Raw genomic sequence first — 24,335 nt, 5'->3', positions numbered from 1 at the left:
CGTAACCGCGTTTTCGCGTTAAAGTGTGTCGTTTTTACAGAATTATAATGCTGCAAAAATGAAGGGATGTGCAGTTTGCAGGACAAATTACTAACTGGAACAACTTTTACTCTTAATAAAGGGGAGAATAATCAATGAAAAGTATGCGTTTTGATGGTCATCTGCTCGTAACAGATATTACAATTACCTATTCTGGAATAAAAGTTAAATTAAATAATGTAGTTGTCAGCACATCTGAAGCTTTAACATCCATTAATATTCACTCACTTGAAAGCGAAGGAATACCGGTACACGACAAAGAAGCTGCTGAACAGGGGCTTGTAGTTGATTCGATAAGTGCCGGTCCTTTAAAGGTAATTAACTTTCCTGTTGCGGTCGCCAGGTTCACAGAGGGAGATGGTGCTGACGGGATATTAGGAATGGATTTCCTTAAAAAGGTAGGAGCGAAAATTAATCTTGATTCTATGACCCTGTCCGGCTCCAGAATCCTGTAAAGATTATTAAGGCGAGTCAGTTTTTCCAGCCAGAGAGCAAAAGAGTGGACCCTGAGAGGTATTTGAGGGGTACACTCTTTTTTATTTGAAGGAATGAGTACTTTCATAAACTTTAATGCTGGCGGCATGCTGACGAACTGTAACGATAAATCAACCGCAAAGGTATATATAGCCTAATGTTTAAGCCAGCTCCCTCGCAGGAAAATAAGTTATATGTTTTGGAACGGAGGGATGCTGGTGGGTTTCAGGTTTACTGTAAATAAAGAAGAAAGAAAATATATATATTCAGCTGCTGCCATGCTGGCTCTGTTTACTGTTATATTCTTTATTTTTGTAGAAGGGTATGCGGACCAGGAGTTTCATGCATTCGATTATGCTGTAATAGAATATATTCAGGCCCCGATTACAGACGGGCTGACTGTGGTTATGACTGCAATTACTCATGTGGGTTCGGTGCCGGGGTTGTCGATCTTCGCGATTGCAGTTGCAATATTGGTAATGGCAGGAAAAAATTATAAAGAAGCTATTTTTTATCTTGTCGCTTGCGGTGCCGGAGGGATGTTTAACTGGCTGTTAAAGTTAATGTTCCAGAGGGAGCGGCCGCAAATTAACCCTCTTCTTGAAGTGACAGGACACAGTTTTCCAAGCGGACATTCTATGGGGACCATGGTGGTCTATGGACTGGCAGTCTATCTTCTTCTTATACTTGTGCGAAGCAGGTGGTTGAAGTTTGGGGGTACAATTATTTTAATTGCCGGTATTCTGTTCATTGGAATAAGCCGTATATATTTAGGTGTTCATTACCCAAGTGATGTAATAGGAGGATTCACTGCAGGGGCTGCGTGGGTGCTTTTTTGTACAGCTATTCTTGAAACAGCGAGAAAAAATCATTAATAATGACGTTTCTTGAAGGAAAAGATACCTATAGTGTTCCAGCTCACATCCTTAATAAAAGAAGCGAGGTATTATTAAGGCAAATGAAAGGATGTGACTCATAATGAAGGAATTACAATTTGCGAAAAAGATTAATGCACCGGATATTGAGCCAAGGGTAAGGCATCCGAGAATATTTGAGGCATTTGATGGATTAGCATCGGGGGAGATACTTGAACTGACAAATGACCATGATCCTCGTCCTCTTCAATATCAATTTTTGATGGAGCGTAAAGATAAATACGACTGGGAGTACCTTGAAAAAGGACCAGAACAATGGAGAGTGGCAATTAAAAAAGTATAAAGGAACAATCTATTCCGTTCGAGCAAGAAATTAAAATTACAATTGAAACAGATGGAAGATGGACTGCAGAAATGCAGTCCGTTTTTCGTTGTTGTTTAGGAAATTATAAAAGTTAATTCTGTGGATAAGTCGTCCAGCTCCAGCGCTTACGAGCTCGAGGTCACTTCAGGCCTTTTCAGAAGCCAAAGAGCGGTTTCTGTCAAAGTCCTTCCAGTGCTTGTCGCTCGTGACCAAAGCGCTTGCACTTTTGTTCGATAATAGGAACCGTACAGTGACTGTGTTATATGCTCACAGGACATTCAGATTTCAAACAAATTGTGACACTTTTGTTTTCTGCCGGGTGTATGTGACTTTGCTCACAGCTTCACTCGTTCCCTGAGGGTAAGCTTTTAATAGAGGATAGCTTAACTCAGGGATTTGCACAGAACTCCTGGATAATATAGTTATCCAACATAATAAAGCAGCAAAATCCAGCATACCAGACGTTATATAAAAAAGGTATAAGTATTTCAAGCGGAGGTGGGAATATGTTTCCACAAAATTATGATGAAAATCCATTTATAGTTATCTGGGAATTAACGAGAGCATGTGAATTGAAATGTCTCCATTGCAGAGCCGAAGCGCAATACCGCAGGCATCCGGGAGAACTTACTTTTGAAGAAGGAAAAAAACTTATTGATGATATAAAATCAATGAATAATCCAATGCTTGTTTTTACCGGCGGAGACCCATTAATGCGTAAAGACGTATTTGATATAGCAAAATATGCAATTGATAAAGGAGTCAGGGTTTCCATGACACCTTCAGCGACACCTAACGTTACGAAGGAAGCAATGGAAACAGCGAAAGAAGTGGGGTTATCACGATGGGCATTCAGCCTGGATGGACCTACTGCAGAAATTCATGATCATTTCAGGGGAACTTCCGGATCTTTTGATTTAACAATGAATGCAATCAAGTACCTGCATGAACTCGAAATGCCCCTCCAGATAAATACGGTTATTTCTAACTATAATATCGATCATCTTGATGAAATGGCAAAACTTGTAGAAGATTTAAACTGCGTCCTCTGGAGTGTATTCTTTCTCGTTCCTACAGGAAGAGGGCAGGAAAGTGACATGATTTCTCCGGTTCAGCATGAAAAGGTGTTTCAGTGGTTATATGATTTATCAAAGCGGGTGCCTTTTGATATAAAAACAACCGCTGGCCAGCACTACAGAAGGGTAGTCATTCAAAATAAAATGAGAGAAAAAGAAGCGGAGAGCAGCGGCAATTCTATTAAGTATGCTGACGCACTGAAAAAGGGAGCAACAGGGCAGATTGACGGTCTGGGCAGAGCTCCTAAAGGTGTGAACGACGGAAACGGCTTTGTTTTTATTTCACATATAGGGGATGTGTATCCAAGCGGTCTTCTCCCTGTAAAAGCTGGTAATGTCAGAGAAACGCCTCTTCCTGAAATCTACAGAGAATCTGAGGTTTTTAAATCTCTTCGAAATCCTGATTTATACAAAGGCAAGTGCGGTGTGTGTGAATTCCGTCATGTTTGCGGCGGTTCCCGTTCCAGAGCCTATGCGGTCACAGGAGATTATTTAGAGAGTGAACCGTTCTGTGTTTACATTCCTAAATCAATGAGAAAGAAGAAGGCTGCAACCGAGGTTTAAAAACAGTAAAGATAAGGCCCAGGCAAAGTTATTATGCCTGGGCTTGTTTATTTAGTATCCATAGGCAGCACTATTTTAAAATAAGTGAGTTCTTCTCCAGACTCACAAGTAATTTCGCCGCCATACTTTTCTACAATTGACTTAGAGACAAATAAACCGATGCCGGTTCCAAGTTCCTTTGTCGTATAAAAAGGTTCAAAAATAGTTTCTTTAATTTCTTTTGGAATTGGCGGTCCATTATTGGATATTGTAATATCTGCCCGGTCTTCAATCTTATGGCAGACAATATGAATTTTACGTGGTTTGTCTCTTAGTTTTAACGCATCAATAGAATTAAACAGTATATTCAGAAATACCTGCTTCAGTTCACTGGCGTTTCCTTTTACATAAACATCATTAATATTCTCGGAGGTAACAATCACGTCTTCGCTAAGAAGGCTTGGATAAATAAATTTTATAATTTCATTACATAGTTCTTCAAGGTCGAATGTTTCGGAACGTTTTTCACTTGTATCGATCCTGGACGTATGAAGGAACTGAGTAATTCTGTAATTTAGCTGATCGAGCTCCATTTCAATTATCTCCAGGTATTTGTTGCCGGGAAAGTCTTTCCTCAGAAGTTTCGTGAAACCCATAATTGACGTGAGAGGATTCCTGAATTCGTGAACAAAGCTGGAGGACATCTGCCCTAAAATAGCCAGCTTATCTTTATGTGTATCAGCAATGTATTTCTGTTTTTCTTCCAATTTCTTATTTATTAATTCCGTATATTTAGTAACGGCAAAATAACAAAACTGGTCAAACTGAGAATTAATTTTATCAATAGATTCAGTGAGTTCTGCTACGGAAACACCTGAACTGTTAACCTGTTTAATAATAATTGATCTGCCTACATTAACATTATAAACGAATTCGCCGATATTGCTGCCTGCCTCCATACGCTGGTATGCTACTGCTTCTGCGAGTGAACGAAGTTCCTTTTCTTCAATACTGCCGAGCATAGTCTGTTTAACTAATTCATACATCTGCAGACCGTTAATCCGGACATTGTCCTTATATTTATCGTTCTCTTCAATCTTAATCTTTTCCTCCCAAACCTCGAGAAAATCAGGCAGATTCTTTTCAAGATATTCAACAATAATTTCCGATGCCGGCCTGCAATTATGAGAAAAGGAAGCCAACAGGATCACCACCTTAAAGAATCTCTGTATAACAACTGCACCATCTGACAGAAGGAGCAGGAAATAGGTCTATGTAAGCAGACGAAAATAGTTGGGAATTCCAACTATTTTCGCTTAATTATAAAAATTCGCTATATATTTCCAAGTTCCTTTATTTTTCTAGAAATAAATTGTAAAAACAAGGATATTACTAGTCGTATTAAATATACCCGTTACTAAAGGCCCTGAAAAGTGTTTTTTTAAAGTTTTACAGAATATTTAGTATTTAAGTTGTAATCCCTTCGTTTTGGAGACGGGTAATTTTAGCTGATACCTCATCTCTTGACGTGCCAATAATCAAGCCGGTGACTCTGTAATCCCTGTTTTTATAATCACTGTGTTCAGAGTTGAAAATACTTAAAGGGGTGAATAATCGCTTTTCCACACTGTATTCAAGAAGGCTTATCAGTTCATCAAACTTCTTTTCGAAACTGAAGGAATAGAGCCTGACTTCCGGATTATCTATGCCGTATTGCCGGGTGATGCTTTCAAACAAAAGGAGACCTCCGGTTGAGGCATTTAAACGGAAATTTAAATCGATAAAGTAAAAATTTTCTTCATCAAAAATCACATCAAAGCCTGCAACACCAACATAACCTTTTTCCTGCGCATCTTTCATTATTTTTTTACCAACAGAAACAGCAGCAGGCAGTTTCTCATGATCTACATTCAGCCAGCTTCCTTTATGATTACCGTCCTCTGTCACTATTTGTTCGGAATTCCCAAGGTACGTAATCTCTCCGTCAGCAGCAGCGGCAAACTGAATGCAAATATTGCTGTTGTAATTAACATACTGCTCTGCAATTACTTCATCAACCTCTGAAAAGAATTCCAGAGCATCCTCTATGTCCTGGGAAGTTTTACATATCTTTACGCCAAAGCCGCCCGCAGTAGGCTCTCCGTCTCCTGTTTTTAGTACAACAGGAGACGTAAGGGAGTTATCACTGATTTGTTCAGCCATTTTTTCATAAGAAAGGGTGCTTCTCGCCAAACAATACTCTTCAGGAACTAGTTTATCCACGTTCTTTTTATCATTCAGGAACCTGGGTATTGCTGGGTCTATCCAGTAAAGGGAAGCAGGTACCTGATGTTCCGGGTGAGGGTGCTGGATAATCAGTTTCTGGTTTTGTTCCGTGAAATGTTTCAGCAGCTTTAAATATTCCTCTTCTGATCTGTACGTATATCGAACCGGAGGGATAAGCAGTCCTGCTTTTTCAAGACAATCGACAGCAGGAGCTGTTGCCACAGCCTCGCAACAGATAATCGGTGTGTTCCCCATTATACTTATTTCCCTTCCGGTGATGATTTCGTTAATCACTGGGTTCTCCGCAAAATGGCCGTGTTCGTCTAGAGAAGGCCTTGGATTATAAATGAGATTGTCACCGTATATTTCGGCAATGGATATGCTTGGCTTCAGTTCTGATAAAAAATTGTCTGCTTTCGTGTTGCTTTCCTTATTCATTTGTTACTCCTCCTGGTCTGTCATATTTAAAAGGCCTTAAGAAAAAAAGAGGCTGTAAATAAAGCCACCTTACTACGTGATCTTCAAAAACAGCCTCTTATAATTAATTCAGTTAACTTACTTTAAGAGGTCACCAGTCCATCCTGGGCCATTTCTTCAAGCATACTATTTATTTCATCCTTTGAATCAGCGATTATGAGCCCTGTAACTCTTGCTCCATCTGTTTCAAAAGGAACATACCTGGGATCAAAAATACTTAATGGGATGATCCATTCCTTTTCGATATATTTTTCCAGAAGCTCCAGCATGTCATCGAATTCCAGATTGCTTGTCCATGAATTCAGGCGGATTTCATCTTTTCCGAAAGTATTATAAATGCTTTCGGAGAGTAGTAAAGCTCCAGTTGAAGCGTTCATTCGGAAGTTTAGGTCAATAAAGTAAAAATGAGTGTCTGTGAAGACCACGTCAAAGCCTGCTATTCCAACATACCCCTTCTCATAGGCATTTTTCATGATCTCCTTGCCTGCTTCAGAGGCTTCATCCATCATATCAGCAGTTACATTCACCCAGCTGCCTTTATGGTTTCCTCCTTCGCTGACAATTTGCTCTGTGTTGCCCAGATAAGTGATTTCACCTTTCGTGTTACATGCATACTGAACACATATATTGCTGTGATAATCGATATGCTGTTCAACGATTATTTCCGGTGTTTGCTTAAAGAACTCAATCGCTTCAAGCATGTCTTCCTCTGTGGTGCAAATTTTAACCCCGAATCCTCCAGCGGTCGGTTCCCCGTCGCCAGTTTTTAACACAACTGGTGCGGTCAGTTCCTTATTGTCTATTTCTTCTTTCATCTGCTTATAACTGATTGTCTTTCTTTCAGGAACATAATCACTTGGAACAAGCTCATCAATTTTATTTTTGTCATTCACATATTCAATTACGTCTGGTTTTACCCAGTATAAATCTTCTGGTACTTCCTTTTTAGGGTGAGGATATTGCATTACCACCCGCTGGTCTTTCTCTCTGAAAAGCTGGAGAAGCTGTAAATATTCTTCCGTGTTTCTGTAGGTATATCTTATCGGAGGGATTTTTAATCCTGTTTTTTCAAGTATATTAAGTGCGGGAGTAGTGCAGACAGCGTCACGGCAGACAACAGGCATTTCTCCTAGTATGGACAGCTCCCGTCCGGTAAGTGTTTCATTAACTACTGGATCATCAGCAAAATGTCCATGGTCTTCTATGGAAGGCCGAGGGTTGTAAATTAAATCTGTGCCATATATTTGATCTAACGTAAATACTGGTTTTATTTCTTTTAAAGAACTCGTGCGCTCTTGTCTCATGTTGCTATTCCTCCTTAGTCTGTAATATGAAGTTTTATCTTTAAATGGAGTTAATGTATTGCATTGCAGCGCCTGGGGAACAGGCCTGAATTATACTGGAAAAGTACCCATGAAAATTAATATTGAAACCAGAATGGCCTTAAAATATACATTTATACCTACAAAACAGAAGAAAAGCAGCGCGCGGCGGAGAGGATTGCATTGAGGATTTTTTATGATTGTCATGCAGGAATGAAGGATTGGGCAGTGTGAAATTTTTCAACTTGTGGAACAATAAGCTATAATGAAAAACGGGATAATAAACTGGATAACGATTTGGAAAGCAGGAGGTTATATGAAACCATTAAAAGCAGGTACCATACAGGAACTTAAAGTAGCGCGTGTAATAGAAACAGGGTATGTTCTGACGAATGGAAAAACAGAAGTGCTGATGCACTTAAATGAAACTGAAGGGAAACTTTCCGAAGGGGAAGAAACCGAAGTATTCTTGTATTTTGACAAAAAAGGACAGCTTACAGCAACAATGGCAGTCCCTTCAATAACACTGGACTCGTACGGCTGGGCAGAAGTCGAAGAGGTAGTAAAAGGTCTCGGTGTTTTTGTTAATATCGGGATTCAAAAAGGAATACTTGTTTCAAAGGATGACCTTCCTCTAAAAGAAAATGTCTGGCCTGAGGAAGGGGACGAACTGTTCGTAACCCTCAGAACAGATAAAAAAGGGAGACTACTGGCAAAGCCGGTTACTGAAAACATAGTGGAAGAAGAATATGAAAAGGCGCCTGAAACATTGAAAAATGAAGAGATCGGGGGGCGTGTGTACCGGTCTGCAAAAATAGGATCATTTATGATCACAGAAGAAGGGTACAGAGGATTTATTCATCATACAGAGCGAAAGGAAGAGCCTCGTCTCGGTTCCTGGGTAACGGGAAGAGTTATTGAAGTAAAACAGGATGGAACTATTAATGTCACCCTCCGCCCTCTGAAACAGGAAGGCATGTCTGAGGATGCCGAGGATGTACTCGCTTACTTGAGAAAAAATGGCGGTGAAATGCCTTATACAGATAAAAGCAGTCCTGAGGCAGTCAGAGAGGTTTTTAACATAAGCAAAGCATCCTTTAAACGTGCGCTCGGAAAGCTAATGAAGGAGAAAAAGATCGATCAGAAAGATGGCAAAACAATACTCACAGATGAATAAATATAGCTGCCGTGGGACTTTCTAAAGGGTTCTGTTAATGGGAGCGTTATGATTAAAAGAGACAAGACTTGGCGTATGAATTGGCATACGCCTTTTTTTTATTTGAATCTTTACCAACTGGTCGATAAATAGCTGCTAATTCCGGTTCCATCCAGGATCAATAAGATTTGTAATTATGGGTCAGGGTGAGGTTGTCTAAACAAAAGATTTAATAGATAGACGGAAAAATTCCGCTTAATTCGTAATTATTATAAAAAATCTTTGAAATAGACGGAGAGATTCCGCCTATTAAGTTGAAAAGTTCAAAAACAGGACTTTTTAGTTCGCATAACCGGAGAACCTTCCCTTATTCTCCCTAAAAACGAGCTCCCATCTTCATATAAACGGAAAGTCTCCGTTTATTTTACTTTTACCTGAACCCAGTTTTATTCAATGAATGACAAGGCCACTTATTTAAAGGTGAGTTAGTTTTATCCGGGTCTCTTTTGGATTACAAAAGCTGTAAAATAAAGGGGTTTTGCAGTGGAGCAGGGAATATTGTTCTCAGTACATCGCTGCTGAAGCTTGATGCACAGGAAGAATAGATTATAGTAATGCAGGATTTGTACATTACAGGAAAATATTAAAAAGAGGTGGCCACGATGAACCAGAAGGATGGTAACGGAAATAATTTAATGAAAAGCGTGTACAAAAATCCGGTAAGTGAGATTGCTGGAAAACTAAGTGAGCACTGTAAGTCAGAAACTGTCTTTGGAGAACCAATGGAACTGGCTGATGGTAAGAAGGTAATCCCGGTAAGTAAAGTAACATATTCTTTTGGCGGCGGGGGAGGAGCAGATAATAAGTTTGAAGGCGCCCGTGAATCACATGGAGGAGGTGGAGGAGGATTTGCTTCGGTGAAGCCATTAGGAATGTATGAAGTCTCTGAGCGTAATACGAAGTTCATTCCAGTAGTGGATATTACCGTTCTTCTCCTCAGTTTTACTATATTCCCACTTATACTGGCATTGTTTCTGAAGCTTAAAAAGTAGATTATTTATATTTGTAATTTTTTAGAGAGTATGTCGAAGTATTCAGGAGTATTTAAAAGTATGTTTAATTAAAACAGATATATTTACAAATAACTAAAATATATATGGATATTTCCCCTTACACAGATTATAATCAATCTATCTTGTTACATATTAAACTACTATGGGGGAATTACTAGTGAAAAAAGTTCTGTCAGTACTTCTATGTTTAGCTTTATTGTTTTCTTTATCTGCTCCATCAGTTTTTGCTGCTATTTCGCAGAATGAGCTTGATACTTACCTGGAAGAAGTTGAGCTTGATCAGGAAGAATTAGAGGAAAGGCTTATGGGGCAAGGGTTTTCGCTGGAAGAACTTGATAGTACAGAAGATTTCGAGTGGATTTTCGGCAGGCCTTTAACAGATGAAATAGTGGAAGAGTACCTGGAAATTTATGAAGTTACCTATATTGAAATGGAAGAAATTCTGGCATCTTATGGTGTAGAACTGGAAGATTTTTATTTTGAATATGAGCTCGATTTTTATTTATGGGATTATTTATATGATGATGAATGGGATATGACAGAAGAAGAGTGGGAAGAATTTCACAGGGAGTTTTTAGAAGAAATCTATTATGAGTTGTCAGAGTTATTTGACGAAATCGGCCTTACTTTGGAGGAGTTTAAGAGACTGGTTAATCATTTTGAATATGTTATAGAAACTACAGATGATTTATTAGACCGGCTTCTCGCACTTGACGAACGCATTTATGCTCTGCCTGATTTTGAAAGCGCTGATGAATTGACAGCTGAGCAAATAGCTGAAGTATTGTCCATATTTAAAGAAATGGCGAGCATATTTCAACTGGATTTTAAATTTTATTTAGTCAAAGGCGATGAAAAATTAGCTGTCACATTCTCAGAATTGATGAAAATTACGGACCTTGACGGTTATGCTTTACTAATTGAATTGTATAACTATGAAGGTGAATTCCTTGCTGATATTATAATTACGGCAGATTTATTCGGGTCTGATTTAATAAAAGAAACAGGCTCTGAAATGAAAAACGTAACAAAAGAAGTGAAGACGGTCCAGGAAAAAGCTCCTGAAAAATCATCAGAGGATAAGACTGCACTTGTAGTAAAAACCGAAAAAGGCGCCAAATTGCCAAAAACTGCGTCGGAGTATCCGTTGTATATGATTCTGGGACTGCTCATCGCTGGCGCTGGTGTAGTTGTCTTCCGTAAAGTAAAGGCTGCATAACAGTGGAAAGCAGAGTAAGGAAAAGAAGGACTTCAGAGCCGTGGAAAAGAGTTTTACTGTTTATTTCTGCATTAATGGTCGTTTTCGGTCTCTGGTTTTCTACTACTAATGCTTATACATTTTTAAAAGGGTATTTGCTGTTTAAGTACGCTGAACCGGTCTATTCGGTAGAAGATGAGGGGAATACCGGCACAGTTGCTCAGCCGAAACGAGAGTCGGTTGTTTCAGGAACAGAGGACGTGGAGGAGCAAACAAAAGAGAATCAGGACACTGAGAAAAACGAACCACTTTATTTTGAAAAACCAGAAGTGGGGGAAGAAATCGGAGTACTCCATATCCCTAAATTAAATGCCGACCTGCCAATCTATCACGGCACTGACGAAGATGAACTGGAAAAAGGCGTTGGCCACTATGCCGGCAGCGTCCTGCCAGGGGAAAAAGATAATTCGGTCCTTTCAGGCCACAGGGATACTGTGTTCCGGGAACTAGGCCAGGTCGGAGAGGATGACTTGCTGATTGTAGCGACTTCCGCTGGTAAATTCACTTATAAAGTAAAACGTGTAAGAATTGTTGATGAGGACGACAGAACGGTAATTGTTCCGAGACCAAGCGCAACATTGACAGTGACCACCTGTTATCCGTTTAACTTTATCGGTAGTGCACCTGAGCGTTATGTCCTGGAGGCTGTCCTGATAAAAACTGAATAGTATTGGCGGCACTGTTCAAAAAAGAGCAGTGCTTTTTTTTCTGATGTGCTAGAATTTAGATAGTAGTTTAATTTTGGAAGGGGGAGGAAGAATGACAGGAGAATTAAAATCGATTTGGGTTAAGAGAATGAAGGGTGGCCCGATGGATCCGGCAGAAAAGGCAGAACTGGTGGAGAACAGAGGGATTGTAAACAATGCAGACCAGGGAAGGAAAAGGCAGGTTACCATCATCGAAGAAGAAGTTTGGAATGAACTGATGGAAAAACTTGGAGGTGCTCTTGATCCTTCTGCAAGACGGGCGAACCTGCTTGTATCAGGTGTGGCCCTGAAGAACAGCCGGGGGAAGACCTTGAAAGTCGGTGAATGTGAAATTGAGATATATGGAGAGACGAAGCCGTGTGAACAAATGGATGAAGCTCTTCCAGGTTTGAAGGATGCAATGTTTCCTGACTGGAATGGCGGCGCATTCGGTATCGTAAAAAATGATGCAGCCATTCAAGTTGGCGACTCCGTTGTGCTCATTGAAAAATAGTTATACATATTGAGCAAGCATCACGGTAAAGTTTCCGGGATGCTTGTTTTTTCTTGCTATGCCAGGGCAGCTTATCCCCCAGAGATGAATATTTGCTGTGTTCAAGTCATGCAAGAGAGTCTTGCACCCCCTGAGATGAACATTTTCTTAGCTCAAGTCATGCAAGAGAGTCTTGCACCCCCTGAGATGAATATTTTCTTAGCTCAAGTCATGCAAGAGAGTCTTGCACCCCTTGAGATGAATAATTTCTGTGCTCAAGTCCTGCAAGAGGGTCTTGCACCCCGTGAGATGAATAATTTCTGTGCTCAAGTCCTGCAAGAGGATCTTGCACTCCCTGAGATGAATAATTTCTGTGCTCAAGTCCTGCAAGAGGGTCTTGCATCCCATGAAATGAGGATTTTCTGAGCTCAAGTCCTGCAAGAGAGTCTTGCATCCCCTGAGATGAATAATTTCTGTGCTCAAGTCCTGCAAGAGGATCTTGCACCCCCTGAGATGAATAATTTCTGTGCTCAAGTCCTGCAAGAGGATCTTGCACCCCCAGAGATGAATAATTTCTGTGTTCAAGTCCTGCAAGAGAGTCTTGCACCCCCTGAGATGAATATTTCTTAGCTCAAGTCATGCAAGACCAACAAGCCAAGCCTCACATTTATATTTTCACAATTAAAACCAAGAGTAAAAAGAGTTTCTCCACTTCAATCTAATTTAAAAGTAATCCGCTTGAAATGAAGCGTGAAAAAGGGAACTTTTTCCTTCTTGCATCGTAGATAGTCAGCAAGGAGATCACTAAAAAAGGAGGCAGTGCAAATGAACAGGCTTGAAGAAATAAGGAAGTATGAGGTTTATTCGTCAAACTTTGTAACGGCAGTCTTATTTGCCGCTGCTGCGTGGTATGTTCTTCAGCCTGCCGCTTCTTTACATGTAATGGCGCTCCTTATCTTTGCATTCACATTGGCTGGAGCAATATATGATTTATTGTCTGTTAAGTTTAATTTGAAGGTGTTCGGCTGGTCCCGGGAGCTTGAAGACCTCGAGAAAAGATATATCAGTGATTTGAGGAAAAAGCGCACTAAAAGCGGCTTTGGTAAGCTGGGAGGAGCACTGTTGGCCTGGATTTCAGCAGTAAGTTTGCCGACTGAAAATCCGCTGGGGGAAAATATTATCTATCTTTTGTTACTCGTATACGCCATTACTATAATTACTTACAATATTGAACTTAAAAACCGGATTGGTAAACTAAAAGAAAAGATAGATGTTTCCGCCAGCCATGGGATGAAATAAGAAAACGGACAAAGGGATCACTTTGTCCGTTTTAGTAATATAGGTGTTACTGTTAACCTGCAGCTTTTTCAGCACCTTTAGCAGCTTTATAATGATTTTCAAAGTAGTCATTCGTTTCTCTTACAACAACTTTGCTCAATAAAATTAATGCAATTAAGTTAGGAATCATCATAAGCGCGTTTGCCATGTCTGCGAAAGCCCATACCGTTGTTAAGTTTGCCACCGCACCGACACCGCACGCAAAAATATAAACTGCTCTGTAACCGAAAATTCCTTTTGTTCCAACAAGGTATTCAAAGCATTTTTCACCGTATACATACCAGCCTACAATCGTTGAAAAGCCAAAGAATATAATAGAGAAAGCAACAATATATTCCCCAACGATTCCAAGAACAGAGGCAAAGGCAGCTCCTGTCAAAGCTCCTCCTTCTAAGTGAGCAGGATGCTCAACTCCGGAAATTAATCCGCCGGTAGGATCCCAGAAACCTGATATTATCAAAACAAGCCCTGTCATTGTACATACAATGATAGTAACGATAAAAGTACCTGTCATGGCAACCAACGCTTGTTTTACAGGATGGTCTGTTTTTGCATTTCCCGCAATAAGAGCAGCGGTACCAAGACCAGCTTCGTTGGAGAAAATTCCCCTTGCCACACCGTTTCTGATCGCTTCAGCAACAAGGACTCCGACAAATCCTCCTGTTGCAGCAACCGGATTAAATGCATAATAGAAGATCATTTGGAAAGCAGGAATAATCTGATCGTAATTAATTCCAAGAATAAGCAGGGACCCTCCGATGTAGAGAATAGCCATTACAGGCACAAACACCCCTGCTACTGTACTAATTCTTTTCAGACCGCCAAAGATAATCAAACCAGCTAAAAGAGATAAAATAATTGCGGTAGTAATATTATTAATTCCAAAAGATGTTTCCATGACGCCGGCAATTGTATTAGACTGGACGCTGTTACCGATGCCTAAAGCAGCAAAAGCACCAAAAAGGGCGAAAGCTACTGCGAGCCATTTGAATTTTCGGCCCAGGCCACGTTCCACATAATACATAGGACCGCTGGAATATTCTCCGTTTGCATTTTTAACACGGTATTTCATAGCGAGCAGGGCCTCTGAATATTTTGTCGCCATTCCTAAAAGTCCGACAATCCACATCCAGAACATTGCACCTGGTCCGCCGATTGCAATGGCGGTTGCTACTCCGGCAATATTACCGTTTCCAATTGTACCGGCAAGAGCTGTCATAAGTGCTTTAAAGTTACTTACATCCCCTTCATCCCCGGCTTTAGCATTTCCCTCTTTTGTAAAACCAAGTTTAAACGCATATAACAGCTTGCTGAATTGCAGCCCCTTAAGCATTACTGTAAGCAGCAACCCTGTTCCAAAGAGCAAGATTAAGCTTGGTGTGCCCCATAGATAACTGTTAATCGTATCAAGAATTGGTAGAATGTCCATATGTTTCCTCCTTGTTGTATTGATAACGCTTTCAAAATGGGCTGTAAAAAATTTTAACATTTTTCAGGTATATTATTATTGTTAAATAATTAAAACATTCTCGGTTTCGTTTGTGGAAATCGACAAATTGAGGTATTGTTGAAATGGAATCTTTTTCGGTTATACTGAGGAGTAGCAGGTAACAGTGGTGAAGGAGTTTTCACCCTCGATACCTTGCCAAATACTACATACCTTGTTTGAATTTTAATTTTCGTGGTAAACTATGCAGTTCAATAATAAGTTCGACGGCTCAGTTTAAAAAGAGAATTTAGTTACAGTGATTAAAGGAGTTAATTAATATGGAAGAAAATCCATTTTGGGGCAGCGGAAACCTCGAAAACCTTGCGGATAACTTAAGAGATATGCTGCATTGCCCTGTTACAATTGAGGATGTGAATCACCGGCTGCTCTCCTACAGTTCTCATGACAGCCACACTGATCCTGCCCGCATTAATACGATCATTCAGCGGCGTGTACCTGAGAAAGTAATTAACCGGCTGTGGCAGGAAGGGATAATCCTTAAATTGATGCAAGGTGAAGAACCAGTAAGAATAGATGGAATAGAAGATATAGGACTCGGTAACCGGGTTGCGGTGTCTATCAGGAAAAATAATGAAGTAATCGGCTATATTTGGGTAGTGGATGAAGAGGCCAGGCTTTCTGATGAGCAGTTAAAATTGCTGAAAATGGCTGCAGATTCGGCAAGATCTGAATTATTGCAGATACATGCGCGGAAAAAGAAGAAACAGGAAGGCTATCAGGATTTCCTATGGCAGCTGTTGAGCGGGCGTTTTACAACTCGTGAAGCTGTGGAAGAAAAGTTCCGGCAGTTAAACCTGGAAATACCCGCAAGTTATGCAGCAGTGGTTTTTAAATTTAAAGAAGATATCAGTAATAAAATTGAACAGAGGATAGGGTACATTTTAAAGACGAATCAACACGTTAGTGTCAGCTTTTTTGTTGTTGTGCAAAGAGAGATCATTTTAATTGTTTCTCCATATATGAATAAACAGACGCTTGCTGAAAAAGAGGTGTCCAGATTTATCCATTTTTTCACAGAGGAAATGGAGGAGAAATTTAATGCGCAAAATATACTCGGGGCTTCTGGGTCTGTCTATGAAGAATTGAATAAAGCGGTGAAAAGTTATCAGGAAGCCCAGGAAGTCATTCGGCTTATCGAAAGATTTCCTTCTGAATTAAAGGGAGTAAGCTCCTATCCGGAACTGGGGATCCTTCGTTACCTTGACGTCATTTTTGAGAAAAAAAGCAAAGAAGGATATGAGCATCCTGCAATTGAAAAACTTGTTAAATACGACAAACAAAATAAAACAAATTTACTTGAGACTCTGGAAGTCTATATTAATAATGACAGTAACGTAAATGACGCTGCAAAAGTTCTTCATGTACATATGAACACTTTAAATTACAGAATAAAACGTATCGCGGCTATAACAGACATTAACCTGAAAAATACAAATGAAAAAATGTCCTTATATTTAGATCTGAAGCTTAAGCGGCTTGAAGAAAGCACCCGTTTGTAGAAATTAACAAACAGGTGCTTTTAATTTTTTTCTTCTTCACAATGAAAAATGAATTCAGGAGAAATATACTAAAGTTATGTAAAAGTTTATTAGAGGAATACGCACTGAGAAAAGTGAAAGCGTTTAACGTAATACAGTCAGCCTCTAAGCAGATACTTTATGGAAGGATGATATAAATGTATATTGGAGTACCTAAAGAAATCAAAAATAATGAAAACCGAGTTGCCATCACACCAGCAGGAGTAGTTGCTTTTGTAAAAGCAGGTCATGAAGTAATCATAGAAACAACTGCAGGAATCGGCAGTGGATTTACAGATGAAGACTACCAGGAGGCGGGAGCAAAAATAGCTGCAACTGCTGCAGAAGCATGGGCGGCAGAAATGGTTATGAAGGTAAAGGAACCTCTTGCTTCTGAGTATGATTATTTCCGCGAAGGACTTATTTTGTTTACGTATCTGCACCTGGCGGCTGAGCCGGAGCTTGCTAAAGCTTTAACTGAAAAAGGTGTTACTGCTCTTGCTTATGAAACTGTAGAAGTAAACCGCACATTGCCGCTTCTTACACCGATGAGTGAAGTTGCCGGAAGAATGTCTGCTCAGATCGGCGCACAATTCCTTGAAAAGCCAAAAGGCGGAATGGGAATCCTTCTTTCCGGTGTACCCGGAGTGAAACGTGGTAAAGTTACAGTAATCGGCGGCGGGGTTGTAGGAACTAATGCAGCGAAAATTGCTATGGGTCTTGGCGCAGACGTAACGATTGTTGACCTTAGTCCAGAAAGACTTCGTCAGCTTGATGATATATTCGGAAATGAAATTAACACATTAATGAGTAACCCTCTTAACATCGCTGAAGCTGTAAAAGAATCCGACCTTGTTATCGGAGCAGTTCTTATCCCTGGTGCTAAAGCGCCTAAGCTGGTAACAGAAGAAATGGTCAAGGAAATGAAGCCAGGGTCTGTAGTTGTTGACGTGGCAATCGACCAGGGCGGGATTTTTGAGACAGTTGACCGAATTACAACTCATGATGCACCAACTTATGAGAAACATGGAGTAGTTCACTATGCTGTTGCTAATATGCCTGGCGCTGTGCCGAGAACGTCCACAATCGCACTGACTAACGTAACAATCCAATATGCCCTGCAGATCGCTGGAAAAGGTGTAAGGCAAGCGATCGAAGATAACCCGGCGTTAAAGCTTGGCGTTAATACTGTAAATGGTGAAATCACTTACGAAACAGTAGCAAGAGATCTTGGATATGAATATGTAACTGTGGAAGAAGCTTTTAATAAAGAAACAGCTTCTGTTTAAACAGACAGCCTCCTGCTGAAAGAGCAGGAGGCTTATTTTTATTCTTCAGGAATATGTAACAGCTGGCCTTTTAACATGATAGGTTTTACTAGGTCTTATTTATAAAAAAAAGTAAAATAAGAGAACAAGCGTTCGTGTTTGTGCTATAATAGTACAAGCGACAGGGCGGATGTCCTGAGGGTGGCGGCTCACTCCCGCAGGAAAGGGGGTGAGGCCTGTGGCAGTGTTTGAAGCATTAGCGCTTATGATTATGTTCGCAACACTCATTGTCACTTTACTGGAATTTAAACATAAAAAATAATCCACCCTTAAACTGACCAGCCAGGTGGATTACAGGTATTCATAGCTGCCCCCTCCATGGAAGCAGCTCTGTTGCAGAACCGCTGGTGTGTCGGGCACCAGCGGTTTGTCTCTTATTCTATATCTTTAGTATACTTAATGGGTAGTTTCATTTCAATACAGAGTTAACCAGCAGCTGGTTTGTAAATTATTATCTTGCGGAAGATTCTTCATTATGTGGGCCGTATATAGTTTTTCTTCTGCTGTACCCTCCGTATGATCTGCAGCCTGTAGTTACACTGTTTCTCATCTGTTTTTTAACTTTATGTCCTTTCGGTGCCGGCAAAGTTTTACCGATTAGGTACGGTGAAAACGTCCAGCCTGAAAGAAGCCTGGAAATTAAGATAGGAGCAGCCACCCCGATACAGAAAGCAAAGGCAAAATACATAATAGGATGCAGGAAACTTATAAAAGGCAAATTATACAGAAAGATATTATGCAGCAGGTAAATATTAAATGAGTATTTATTAATCGTCATAATAAAACCAGGTACTTTCTTCCGGTAAGATGCCAGGATAAATATCACGCTTATCATCCCGGTTGTATAAAGCAGTATATCTATACGCTTTGAAGATACCACTGTCAGAATATCTGTTCTTACGAATACAATCAGAAGCAGCATTGATACTGCGGGAAGCGCGAAAAACAGTTTCTTTTTACGGTGGAGCAAGGCGAGAAACTTCTCGTAATTTCGACCGGCATAATATCCGAGGGTAAAATAAAAAATCCATCCGGTAAAAGGGAGCCAGTGAGCGCTGCTCCAGATTTGCTCTGCGAAAAAGATATTTGCTGGTTCAGAAAAGTTAAAAAAAGCAAGGTAGGCTGCATTTATCAGTAGTGCAGCTGGCAGAACTATTTTTGCTGGCCAGTTCCGCAATTTTTTATGCAGCAGCACATGCAGAAAATAAAACTGGAATATAATAAGGACAAAATATCCTGTAAAACCTGCAAGAAACCAATTGTTAAACAACCGTTCTGCCGTTTCGGTCCAGGTGTTGCCGAGCATTACAGCGTATACGACAGCCATTAATAGAAAAGGAACCAGCAGGAACTTCACCCGTTTTCTAAAAAAACCTTTCGGAACTCTATCAGGGTATGATCGGGCAAGCAGCAGTTCTGAGATAAAGACAAAGGCAGGGGTGCCGAAAAAAGCAAGGAATCTAAGCAGAATCAGTGTATATTCGCTAATAGTACCGATACTTTGTTCATAATGGCCCAGAGTCGTATAAACAGCATGCACGGTGACTACAGCTAAGCATGCTAATGCCCTGAGCCAGAAAGCCTCTTTTATAATTTTCTTATTCAACTGGAACACTCCTTGGCTCGAAAAAATCTTATATGTATGTAGGGGCTTACGTCAATAACGTTCGCCAATTTTCACTCGTTTATTTCTGTTTGTCTTCAATAAGGTAAAAAATACCCAGCGTCTTTAACAGAGCAGGAATCTTAAAGCGAAGCCTTTTTCCGCTTACCTTTTCCCTGGACGAGTGGAGGTTAAAACTCGTTTCCTCACCTGTAAAAAAAGATAGTGATTAGTACTGGAAAACAAAAGAAAATGGAACGTATTTTAAGGACTTTTGTCTTGTTGCTATCACAAAAGGGAGAAATAGTAAGTTTGCTGTCGTATTAAGGCTTTGTCTAGTGTAATATTTCACCGCCTGAATTCTGATCATCGTTATTTTGAGTAGTTCCTATTTCTTCTTCAGCTGCCTTCAGCCTGAATTTTTCATATAAATAAAGCCCCACCATTTCAAACTTCTCCTTTTCACTTAAGCCGGCAAAAAAACCATTCAGATCTTTCTGGCTGAAATCCTGCATAATTCCTTCGATAATAATCGCTGCATCTTCCTCATCGCCTGTTAAATGATTCTTATAAAAATCGAAAAGGTCTTCTATAAATTTCATTGTTTCATCCCACCCTTGAGAAGTTACCAATAGAATGGTTTTATTAATAATTTTTATACAAGTTAATACGAGTAAAGTTTAATTCACTGGTGCCATAACGTTTTCTTTTTTGTTTTGCAGGGAATCAAGCCATTAGAGCGGCTGATCAGATGCTGGAGTTTAAAAGCCGGCTCGTGAGTTCAATTACATACTTGTGTCAGCGATATAAAAGGAAGGTGCAAAACATATGGGAGACAGAGCAAAAAATAAAAAGAGTAAAAGAAGAAAAGGGACCGTCATCAGAGTGACTGGGGTCTTTTTCTTATTAGGAGCTATTGGTGTCTGGATGGCTGTCAGCCATTATATGACTGAATCTGAGGCTCTTGATTTAAGCGAACTGGAAGATCCTCTCCCGGAGCCAACGGAGATTTATGATGCAAATGGAGAGGTAATTACAGAGCTGCAGGCACATAACTTCACATCTGTGCCGTTATCTGAAATACCCGAAATAATGATTGAAGCTGTAGTCGCGGTAGAGGATGAACGTTTCTATGAACATTCAGGTTTTGACTACCGGGCAATCGGGCGGTCTGCATTGCGGAATATCCGTGCAGGTGGTATATCGGAAGGGGGCAGTACGATAACCCAGCAGCTTGCGAAAAATCTCTATTTTTCCGCTGAACGAACATTTGACCGGAAAATTCGTGAAGTATTCGCTGCAAACAGAATTGAAAATGAGTTCGATAAAGATGTCATCATGGAATTATATTTAAATCAAATTTATTTTGGCGAAGGAACCTGGGGAGTACAGGATGCTGCTCAAAAATATTTCGGTAAGGATATCCAGGAAATTGAATTGGAAGAAGCTGCTCTTCTTGCAGCGCTCCCTCGTTCTCCTACTTTTTATTCCCCGTTCCAAAATGAAGAACAGGCTAAAGAGAGGCGAAATCTTGTTTTATCAATGATGCATGATCAAGGATATATAGAAGAAAACGAATTTGAAGAAGCCGTAAATGAAGCAATTGTGTTAACGGAAGAAACAGAGGAAGGTCCAGGAAACAATTATCCGGCTTACGTAGAGTTTGTTCTAGATGAAGCCGTTCGTGTTCATGGGCTTACAGAGTCAGAAATATATGAAGAGGGAATGGAGATTCATACCCAAATGGATCCACAGGTGCAGCAGGCTATTGAGGATGCCCTCGAAAATGAAGAGCTTTTTCCGGAAAATGAAGGGGAGGATATCGTTCAAAGCGCTTCTGTAGTTATTGATCCGGAAACTGGAGGAATTAAAGGTTTAAAAGGGTACAGAGGGGAATATGTTGCCAGAGGTTTTAATCGCGCGTCACAGCTGCGCCGCAGTCCTGGCTCTACAATTAAACCTTTATCTGTTTTTGCTCCGGCAATGGAAGAAGGTTTCAGTCCTGAAGACGAACTCGAAGATGAAGAGATGGATTTTGGCGATGAAGAATATACACCCACAAATAATGATAACGAGTTTGTTGGAGAATTGACTGTCAGAGAAGCTCTCGTGACTTCAAGGAATGTACCGGCTGTGGCGCTCCTTGATGAAATTGGGGTTGAAAAAGGCTATGAGTTTTTAAAACAGGCAAAACTGCCTGTTGAAGATGAGGAAAAACACAATTTAAGTATTGCACTGGGTGGCCTTACTAACGGAGCTTCTCCACTGGAAATGGCCCAGGCGTATACGGTTTTTCCAAATGAGGGTAATATGACTGAAGCATTTGCAATAACAAAAATTACTGACCGTAACGGTGATGTAATAGTGGAGAGAGAAACAAATGAAGTTGAAATGATGGAACCAGTTAACGCCTATGCTGTTACAGATATGCTTATAGACGCAGTGGAAGAAGGCACTGGTTTCAGAGCGAAGATCGATGGTTGGGAAGTTGCCGGAAAAACGGGAACAGCTCAACTCCCGGACACCGAAGCATTTGAAGATGTGGATGGGGTTCACGATGCATGGTTTGTAGGTTACACACCAGAGTTAGTCGCATCTGTCTGGATTGGCTACGACAATCCAGGAGGGGATAATGTGCTTGATACATTCGGCGGCAACCATCCTGCAATGGTTTTCCAGTCCATTATGGAAGATTCGCTTGAAGGAATTTCCGAATCAGCGTTTGATATACCAGATGGGTATGAGGAAAGAATTGAAGTAGATGATGAAGATGACGATGATAACGGTGAGGATGGTAACGGCGAAGACGGAGCTCGTGAAGATAATGATGATAATAACGATGCCGATGAGGCTTCGCCTGACAATGAAGAAAACGGCGGCGACAGCAACGAAAGCAACGAAAACGATGACAACAATGATAACAGCGCCAACTCTCAGGACGATGCAGCTAACAATAACAATAATAACGATGATTCCTCCTCTGAAGAAAATACACAGGATGAGAACTCATCTTCTGAAAACAATGGTTCTACAGATGATAATGAGGGCAATTCCTCAAATGAAAACAGTAATGAGGAAGACAACAGCCATAATGGAAGCTCGAATAACGGAAACAATTCAGGGAATAACAGTAATAACAATTCAGACCAAAACAACAATTCGGAAAACAATAATGATACTAATAATTCAGGTGGAGACAATAATTCAGCAAATAATGAAAATAATTCGTCTGATGAAAACGACAATTCTGGAAATAACAGTAATGGCAGATCTTCAGATAATGACGGCAATGAATCGGGCTCGAATTCAAATGATAATGGAAATGGAAACAATGAATCTGGTGATACCTCCTCTGAAAATGGCAGTGACGAGGAGTCTGATTCAGGGAATAACGATGGAAATGAGGTTGATGCTTCCGGAGAGGTGAACGAGGAAGCAAATACGTCTGCAGGTGAAAGTTCAGCCGCCAATGATAACGAAAACTCGAATGAAGAGAATGGCGGCAATAACAATTATGAAGCTAATAATAATAATAATAACGGGGGCAACACTGACAATAACAATAACTAATCTGCTTACTCACCTTCTATAATTCTACGGAAAGGCAGACTTTTTGAAACATCAGTTTAGTGCCGGGGAATGAGGTTACAGAAAATACGCAGGGAAGATGCTGAAAATTGTTTTTCAAAGATAATAAAATTGCAGGAAAAACTACTTCGTCTGGCGAAATATAATATAGTAACAAGGGAGGAGTGCCTTTGGGCTCCTTCCTTGAATTTTGTCTTCTGTATAGCTGCTTCCTGCAACGGTGAAATGTGGATTGCAGTAACATATTAACTTAAAGGTGAGATGAAAATGAGAGAAGTGTTAAAAGATTTGACTGAATTATCAGGCCCCTGTGGCTTTGAACATGATGTAGCGCGTTATATTTATAACAAAGTACAAGAGCTTGCTGATGAAACGAAGGTAGATGGTGCCGGGAATGTAACGGCGGTTTTAAAAGGAGCCCATGACGGACCCGATGTTATTGTATCAGCACATATGGACGAAATTGGGTTTATCGTAAAAAAGATTGAAGATAACGGACTGATCCGCTTTGAGAAACTCGGGGGGCATGACGATAGAATTCTCCTTGCCCAAAAAGTGCAGATCCGTACAGAAGAAGGTCTTCGCTACGGAGTAATAGGAACCATTTCTGCTCATATGATGAAATTTGACGATCCTCAAAAAGTGAGAAAACATGCGGAACTATACATAGATGCTGGAGTGGACTCCCGTCAGGAGGCAGAGGAACTTGGAATACAGATTGGAGATCCTGTTACATACGCAGCCGGTGAATTAACCTTTGGAAAAAACAGAATAATGGGTAAGAGCTTTGATGACAGGGCAGGCTGTGCTGTGTTACTCCAAACTCTTGCAGAGCTGGACAGGTCAGAGTTCCATGGTACACTGTATGCTGTATTTTCCGTCCAGGAAGAAGTTGGCCTTCGGGGGGCAAAGGTTGCAGGACAGTATCTCCCTGCGGATCTAGCCATTGCAGTAGACACTACAGCAGTGAGCGACACACCTGAAGCGATGATGGATAATACATTGGGGCTTGGCAAAGGACCGGGAATTAAGGTGATGGACTTCAGCCTGATTGCAAGTGTTCCGGTACGTAAAAAGCTGATTAAGACAGCGGAAAAACATAATCTTCCTTACCAGCTTGAGGTGTTCCCTGGCATTGGTACAGATGGAGGAGCGCTTCACCAATCTAACAGCGGTGTTCCAACCGGGGTTATTTCTATTCCTACCAGGTACGCTCATTCACCGGTGGAAGTAATGGATCTGAGTGATCTGGAAAACTCAAAAGAACTTTTAAAGCTTTTCCTGCTGGAGCTCCGTGAACGCTCTGAGTTTAAGTTTATTTAATTATTTCTTTATTAATGTAATGGTAGA

At 40.5% G+C, this 24,335-nt stretch carries 22 protein-coding genes; 16 read left to right on the top strand and 6 right to left on the bottom strand.

What is annotated here, in order from left to right:
• The first annotated feature begins 134 nt into the window (after positions 1-134).
• The 4 genes from BK582_RS20075 (at position 135) to BK582_RS20060 (ending at position 3,392) form a co-directional block, all read left to right on the top strand.
• On the top strand, positions 135-494 hold the full coding sequence (locus BK582_RS20075) for an aspartyl protease family protein (RefSeq protein WP_078596737.1): 360 nt from the start codon (positions 135-137) through the stop codon (positions 492-494).
• A gap of 237 nt (positions 495-731) precedes the next feature.
• Positions 732-1,388 carry a phosphatase PAP2 family protein gene (locus BK582_RS20070; protein WP_169911161.1) on the top strand — a complete coding sequence of 219 codons (657 nt, stop codon included), beginning with the start codon at positions 732-734 and terminating at the stop codon, positions 1,386-1,388.
• Between the two features lie 103 nt (positions 1,389-1,491).
• Entirely contained in the window at positions 1,492-1,731 is a 240-nt protein-coding gene (locus BK582_RS20065) for a DUF2249 domain-containing protein (RefSeq protein ID WP_078596735.1), read from the top strand.
• 527 nt (positions 1,732-2,258) lie between these two features.
• Entirely contained in the window at positions 2,259-3,392 is a 1,134-nt protein-coding gene (locus tag BK582_RS20060; RefSeq protein WP_078596734.1) for a TIGR04053 family radical SAM/SPASM domain-containing protein, read from the top strand.
• A 47-nt stretch (positions 3,393-3,439) separates the two neighbouring features.
• On the opposite strand, the gene BK582_RS20055 is transcribed toward BK582_RS20060, so the two are convergent.
• The 3 genes from BK582_RS20055 to BK582_RS20045 all read right to left on the bottom strand — a co-directional run bounded on the left by BK582_RS20055 (position 3,440) and on the right by BK582_RS20045 (position 7,417).
• A complete protein-coding gene (locus BK582_RS20055; protein WP_078596733.1) occupies positions 3,440-4,573 on the bottom strand; it encodes a histidine kinase N-terminal domain-containing protein in 1,134 nt (377 codons plus the stop codon).
• Positions 4,574-4,838: 265 nt separating this feature from the next.
• Positions 4,839-6,074, bottom strand: coding sequence for an ATP-grasp domain-containing protein (locus tag BK582_RS20050; protein ID WP_078596732.1), 1,236 nt, complete (start codon positions 6,072-6,074; stop codon positions 4,839-4,841).
• A gap of 122 nt (positions 6,075-6,196) precedes the next feature.
• A complete protein-coding gene (locus tag BK582_RS20045) occupies positions 6,197-7,417 on the bottom strand; it encodes an ATP-grasp domain-containing protein (protein WP_078596731.1) in 1,221 nt (406 codons plus the stop codon).
• 334 nt (positions 7,418-7,751) lie between these two features.
• On the opposite strand from BK582_RS20045, the gene BK582_RS20040 reads away from it, so the two are divergent.
• The 7 genes from BK582_RS20040 to BK582_RS20010 all read left to right on the top strand — a co-directional run bounded on the left by BK582_RS20040 (position 7,752) and on the right by BK582_RS20010 (position 13,400).
• Positions 7,752-8,612 (top strand): CvfB family protein, encoded by an 861-nt coding sequence (locus tag BK582_RS20040; RefSeq protein ID WP_078596730.1) that lies wholly within the window; start codon positions 7,752-7,754, stop codon positions 8,610-8,612.
• A 641-nt stretch (positions 8,613-9,253) separates the two neighbouring features.
• Positions 9,254-9,643: a GerW family sporulation protein gene (locus BK582_RS20035; RefSeq protein ID WP_078596729.1), complete on the top strand. Its 390-nt coding sequence runs from the start codon at positions 9,254-9,256 to the stop codon at positions 9,641-9,643.
• A 178-nt stretch (positions 9,644-9,821) separates the two neighbouring features.
• Positions 9,822-10,883 carry a processed acidic surface protein gene (locus BK582_RS20030; protein WP_169911159.1) on the top strand — a complete coding sequence of 354 codons (1,062 nt, stop codon included), beginning with the start codon at positions 9,822-9,824 and terminating at the stop codon, positions 10,881-10,883.
• Positions 10,884-10,885: 2 nt separating this feature from the next.
• Positions 10,886-11,590, top strand: coding sequence for a class D sortase (locus BK582_RS20025; protein WP_420841237.1), 705 nt, complete (start codon positions 10,886-10,888; stop codon positions 11,588-11,590).
• A gap of 91 nt (positions 11,591-11,681) precedes the next feature.
• Positions 11,682-12,122, top strand: a complete 441-nt coding sequence (locus BK582_RS20020; protein ID WP_078596727.1) for an MOSC domain-containing protein — start codon at positions 11,682-11,684, stop codon at positions 12,120-12,122.
• Positions 12,123-12,131: 9 nt separating this feature from the next.
• The gene (locus tag BK582_RS26575) at positions 12,132-12,527 is read left to right on the top strand and encodes a hypothetical protein (protein WP_139368274.1); all 396 of its coding nucleotides are present in this window, start codon (positions 12,132-12,134) and stop codon (positions 12,525-12,527) included.
• 399 nt (positions 12,528-12,926) lie between these two features.
• The gene (locus tag BK582_RS20010; RefSeq protein ID WP_078596725.1) at positions 12,927-13,400 is read left to right on the top strand and encodes a hypothetical protein; all 474 of its coding nucleotides are present in this window, start codon (positions 12,927-12,929) and stop codon (positions 13,398-13,400) included.
• Positions 13,401-13,452: 52 nt separating this feature from the next.
• Here the strand turns inward: BK582_RS20010 and BK582_RS20005 are convergent, their stop codons facing one another.
• Positions 13,453-14,868, bottom strand: coding sequence for an alanine/glycine:cation symporter family protein (locus BK582_RS20005; protein WP_177344649.1), 1,416 nt, complete (start codon positions 14,866-14,868; stop codon positions 13,453-13,455).
• A 338-nt stretch (positions 14,869-15,206) separates the two neighbouring features.
• Here BK582_RS20005 and BK582_RS20000 point away from each other — a divergent pair, with 338 nt between their 5' ends.
• The 3 genes from BK582_RS20000 to BK582_RS28355 all read left to right on the top strand — a co-directional run bounded on the left by BK582_RS20000 (position 15,207) and on the right by BK582_RS28355 (position 18,056).
• A complete protein-coding gene (locus BK582_RS20000; protein WP_078596724.1) occupies positions 15,207-16,448 on the top strand; it encodes a helix-turn-helix domain-containing protein in 1,242 nt (413 codons plus the stop codon).
• A 176-nt stretch (positions 16,449-16,624) separates the two neighbouring features.
• Entirely contained in the window at positions 16,625-17,755 is a 1,131-nt protein-coding gene (gene ald / locus BK582_RS19995) for an alanine dehydrogenase (protein ID WP_078596723.1), read from the top strand.
• A 208-nt stretch (positions 17,756-17,963) separates the two neighbouring features.
• A complete protein-coding gene (locus BK582_RS28355; RefSeq protein WP_414457995.1) occupies positions 17,964-18,056 on the top strand; it encodes a putative holin-like toxin in 93 nt (30 codons plus the stop codon).
• A 189-nt stretch (positions 18,057-18,245) separates the two neighbouring features.
• Here the strand turns inward: BK582_RS28355 and BK582_RS19990 are convergent, their stop codons facing one another.
• On the bottom strand, positions 18,246-19,400 hold the full coding sequence (locus BK582_RS19990; RefSeq protein WP_078596722.1) for an acyltransferase family protein: 1,155 nt from the start codon (positions 19,398-19,400) through the stop codon (positions 18,246-18,248).
• Positions 19,401-19,732: 332 nt separating this feature from the next.
• Entirely contained in the window at positions 19,733-19,999 is a 267-nt protein-coding gene (locus BK582_RS19985) for a DUF6154 family protein (RefSeq protein WP_078596721.1), read from the bottom strand.
• A gap of 226 nt (positions 20,000-20,225) precedes the next feature.
• Here BK582_RS19985 and BK582_RS19980 point away from each other — a divergent pair, with 226 nt between their 5' ends.
• Positions 20,226-22,967 (top strand): transglycosylase domain-containing protein, encoded by a 2,742-nt coding sequence (locus BK582_RS19980; protein WP_078596720.1) that lies wholly within the window; start codon positions 20,226-20,228, stop codon positions 22,965-22,967.
• Between the two features lie 285 nt (positions 22,968-23,252).
• A complete protein-coding gene (locus BK582_RS19975) occupies positions 23,253-24,308 on the top strand; it encodes a M42 family metallopeptidase (RefSeq protein WP_078596719.1) in 1,056 nt (351 codons plus the stop codon).
• Positions 24,309-24,335 lie beyond the last annotated feature (27 nt).

Source organism: Evansella clarkii (assembly GCF_002019695.1).
Taxonomy (GTDB): Bacteria; Bacillota; Bacilli; order Bacillales; family Salisediminibacteriaceae; genus Evansella; species Evansella clarkii.
The sequence above is the reverse complement of the archived record's forward strand: the minus strand, read 5'-3'. Positions and strand labels throughout refer to the sequence as shown.

Coding starts and splice junctions, on each gene's coding strand:
- BK582_RS20005 (WP_177344649.1), bottom strand. CDS start 14,868: ATGGACATTCTACCAATTCTTGATACGATTAACAGTTATCTATGGGGC.
- BK582_RS20050 (WP_078596732.1), bottom strand. CDS start 6,074: ATGAATAAGGAAAGCAACACGAAAGCAGACAATTTTTTATCAGAACTG.
- BK582_RS20045 (WP_078596731.1), bottom strand. CDS start 7,417: ATGAGACAAGAGCGCACGAGTTCTTTAAAAGAAATAAAACCAGTATTT.
- BK582_RS20000 (WP_078596724.1), top strand. CDS start 15,207: ATGGAAGAAAATCCATTTTGGGGCAGCGGAAACCTCGAAAACCTTGCG.
- BK582_RS20020 (WP_078596727.1), top strand. CDS start 11,682: ATGACAGGAGAATTAAAATCGATTTGGGTTAAGAGAATGAAGGGTGGC.
- BK582_RS19985 (WP_078596721.1), bottom strand. CDS start 19,999: ATGAAATTTATAGAAGACCTTTTCGATTTTTATAAGAATCATTTAACA.
- BK582_RS20035 (WP_078596729.1), top strand. CDS start 9,254: ATGAACCAGAAGGATGGTAACGGAAATAATTTAATGAAAAGCGTGTAC.
- BK582_RS20040 (WP_078596730.1), top strand. CDS start 7,752: ATGAAACCATTAAAAGCAGGTACCATACAGGAACTTAAAGTAGCGCGT.
- BK582_RS19975 (WP_078596719.1), top strand. CDS start 23,253: ATGAGAGAAGTGTTAAAAGATTTGACTGAATTATCAGGCCCCTGTGGC.
- BK582_RS20010 (WP_078596725.1), top strand. CDS start 12,927: ATGAACAGGCTTGAAGAAATAAGGAAGTATGAGGTTTATTCGTCAAAC.
- BK582_RS20075 (WP_078596737.1), top strand. CDS start 135: ATGAAAAGTATGCGTTTTGATGGTCATCTGCTCGTAACAGATATTACA.
- BK582_RS19980 (WP_078596720.1), top strand. CDS start 20,226: ATGGGAGACAGAGCAAAAAATAAAAAGAGTAAAAGAAGAAAAGGGACC.
- BK582_RS20060 (WP_078596734.1), top strand. CDS start 2,259: ATGTTTCCACAAAATTATGATGAAAATCCATTTATAGTTATCTGGGAA.
- BK582_RS20065 (WP_078596735.1), top strand. CDS start 1,492: ATGAAGGAATTACAATTTGCGAAAAAGATTAATGCACCGGATATTGAG.
- ald (WP_078596723.1), top strand. CDS start 16,625: ATGTATATTGGAGTACCTAAAGAAATCAAAAATAATGAAAACCGAGTT.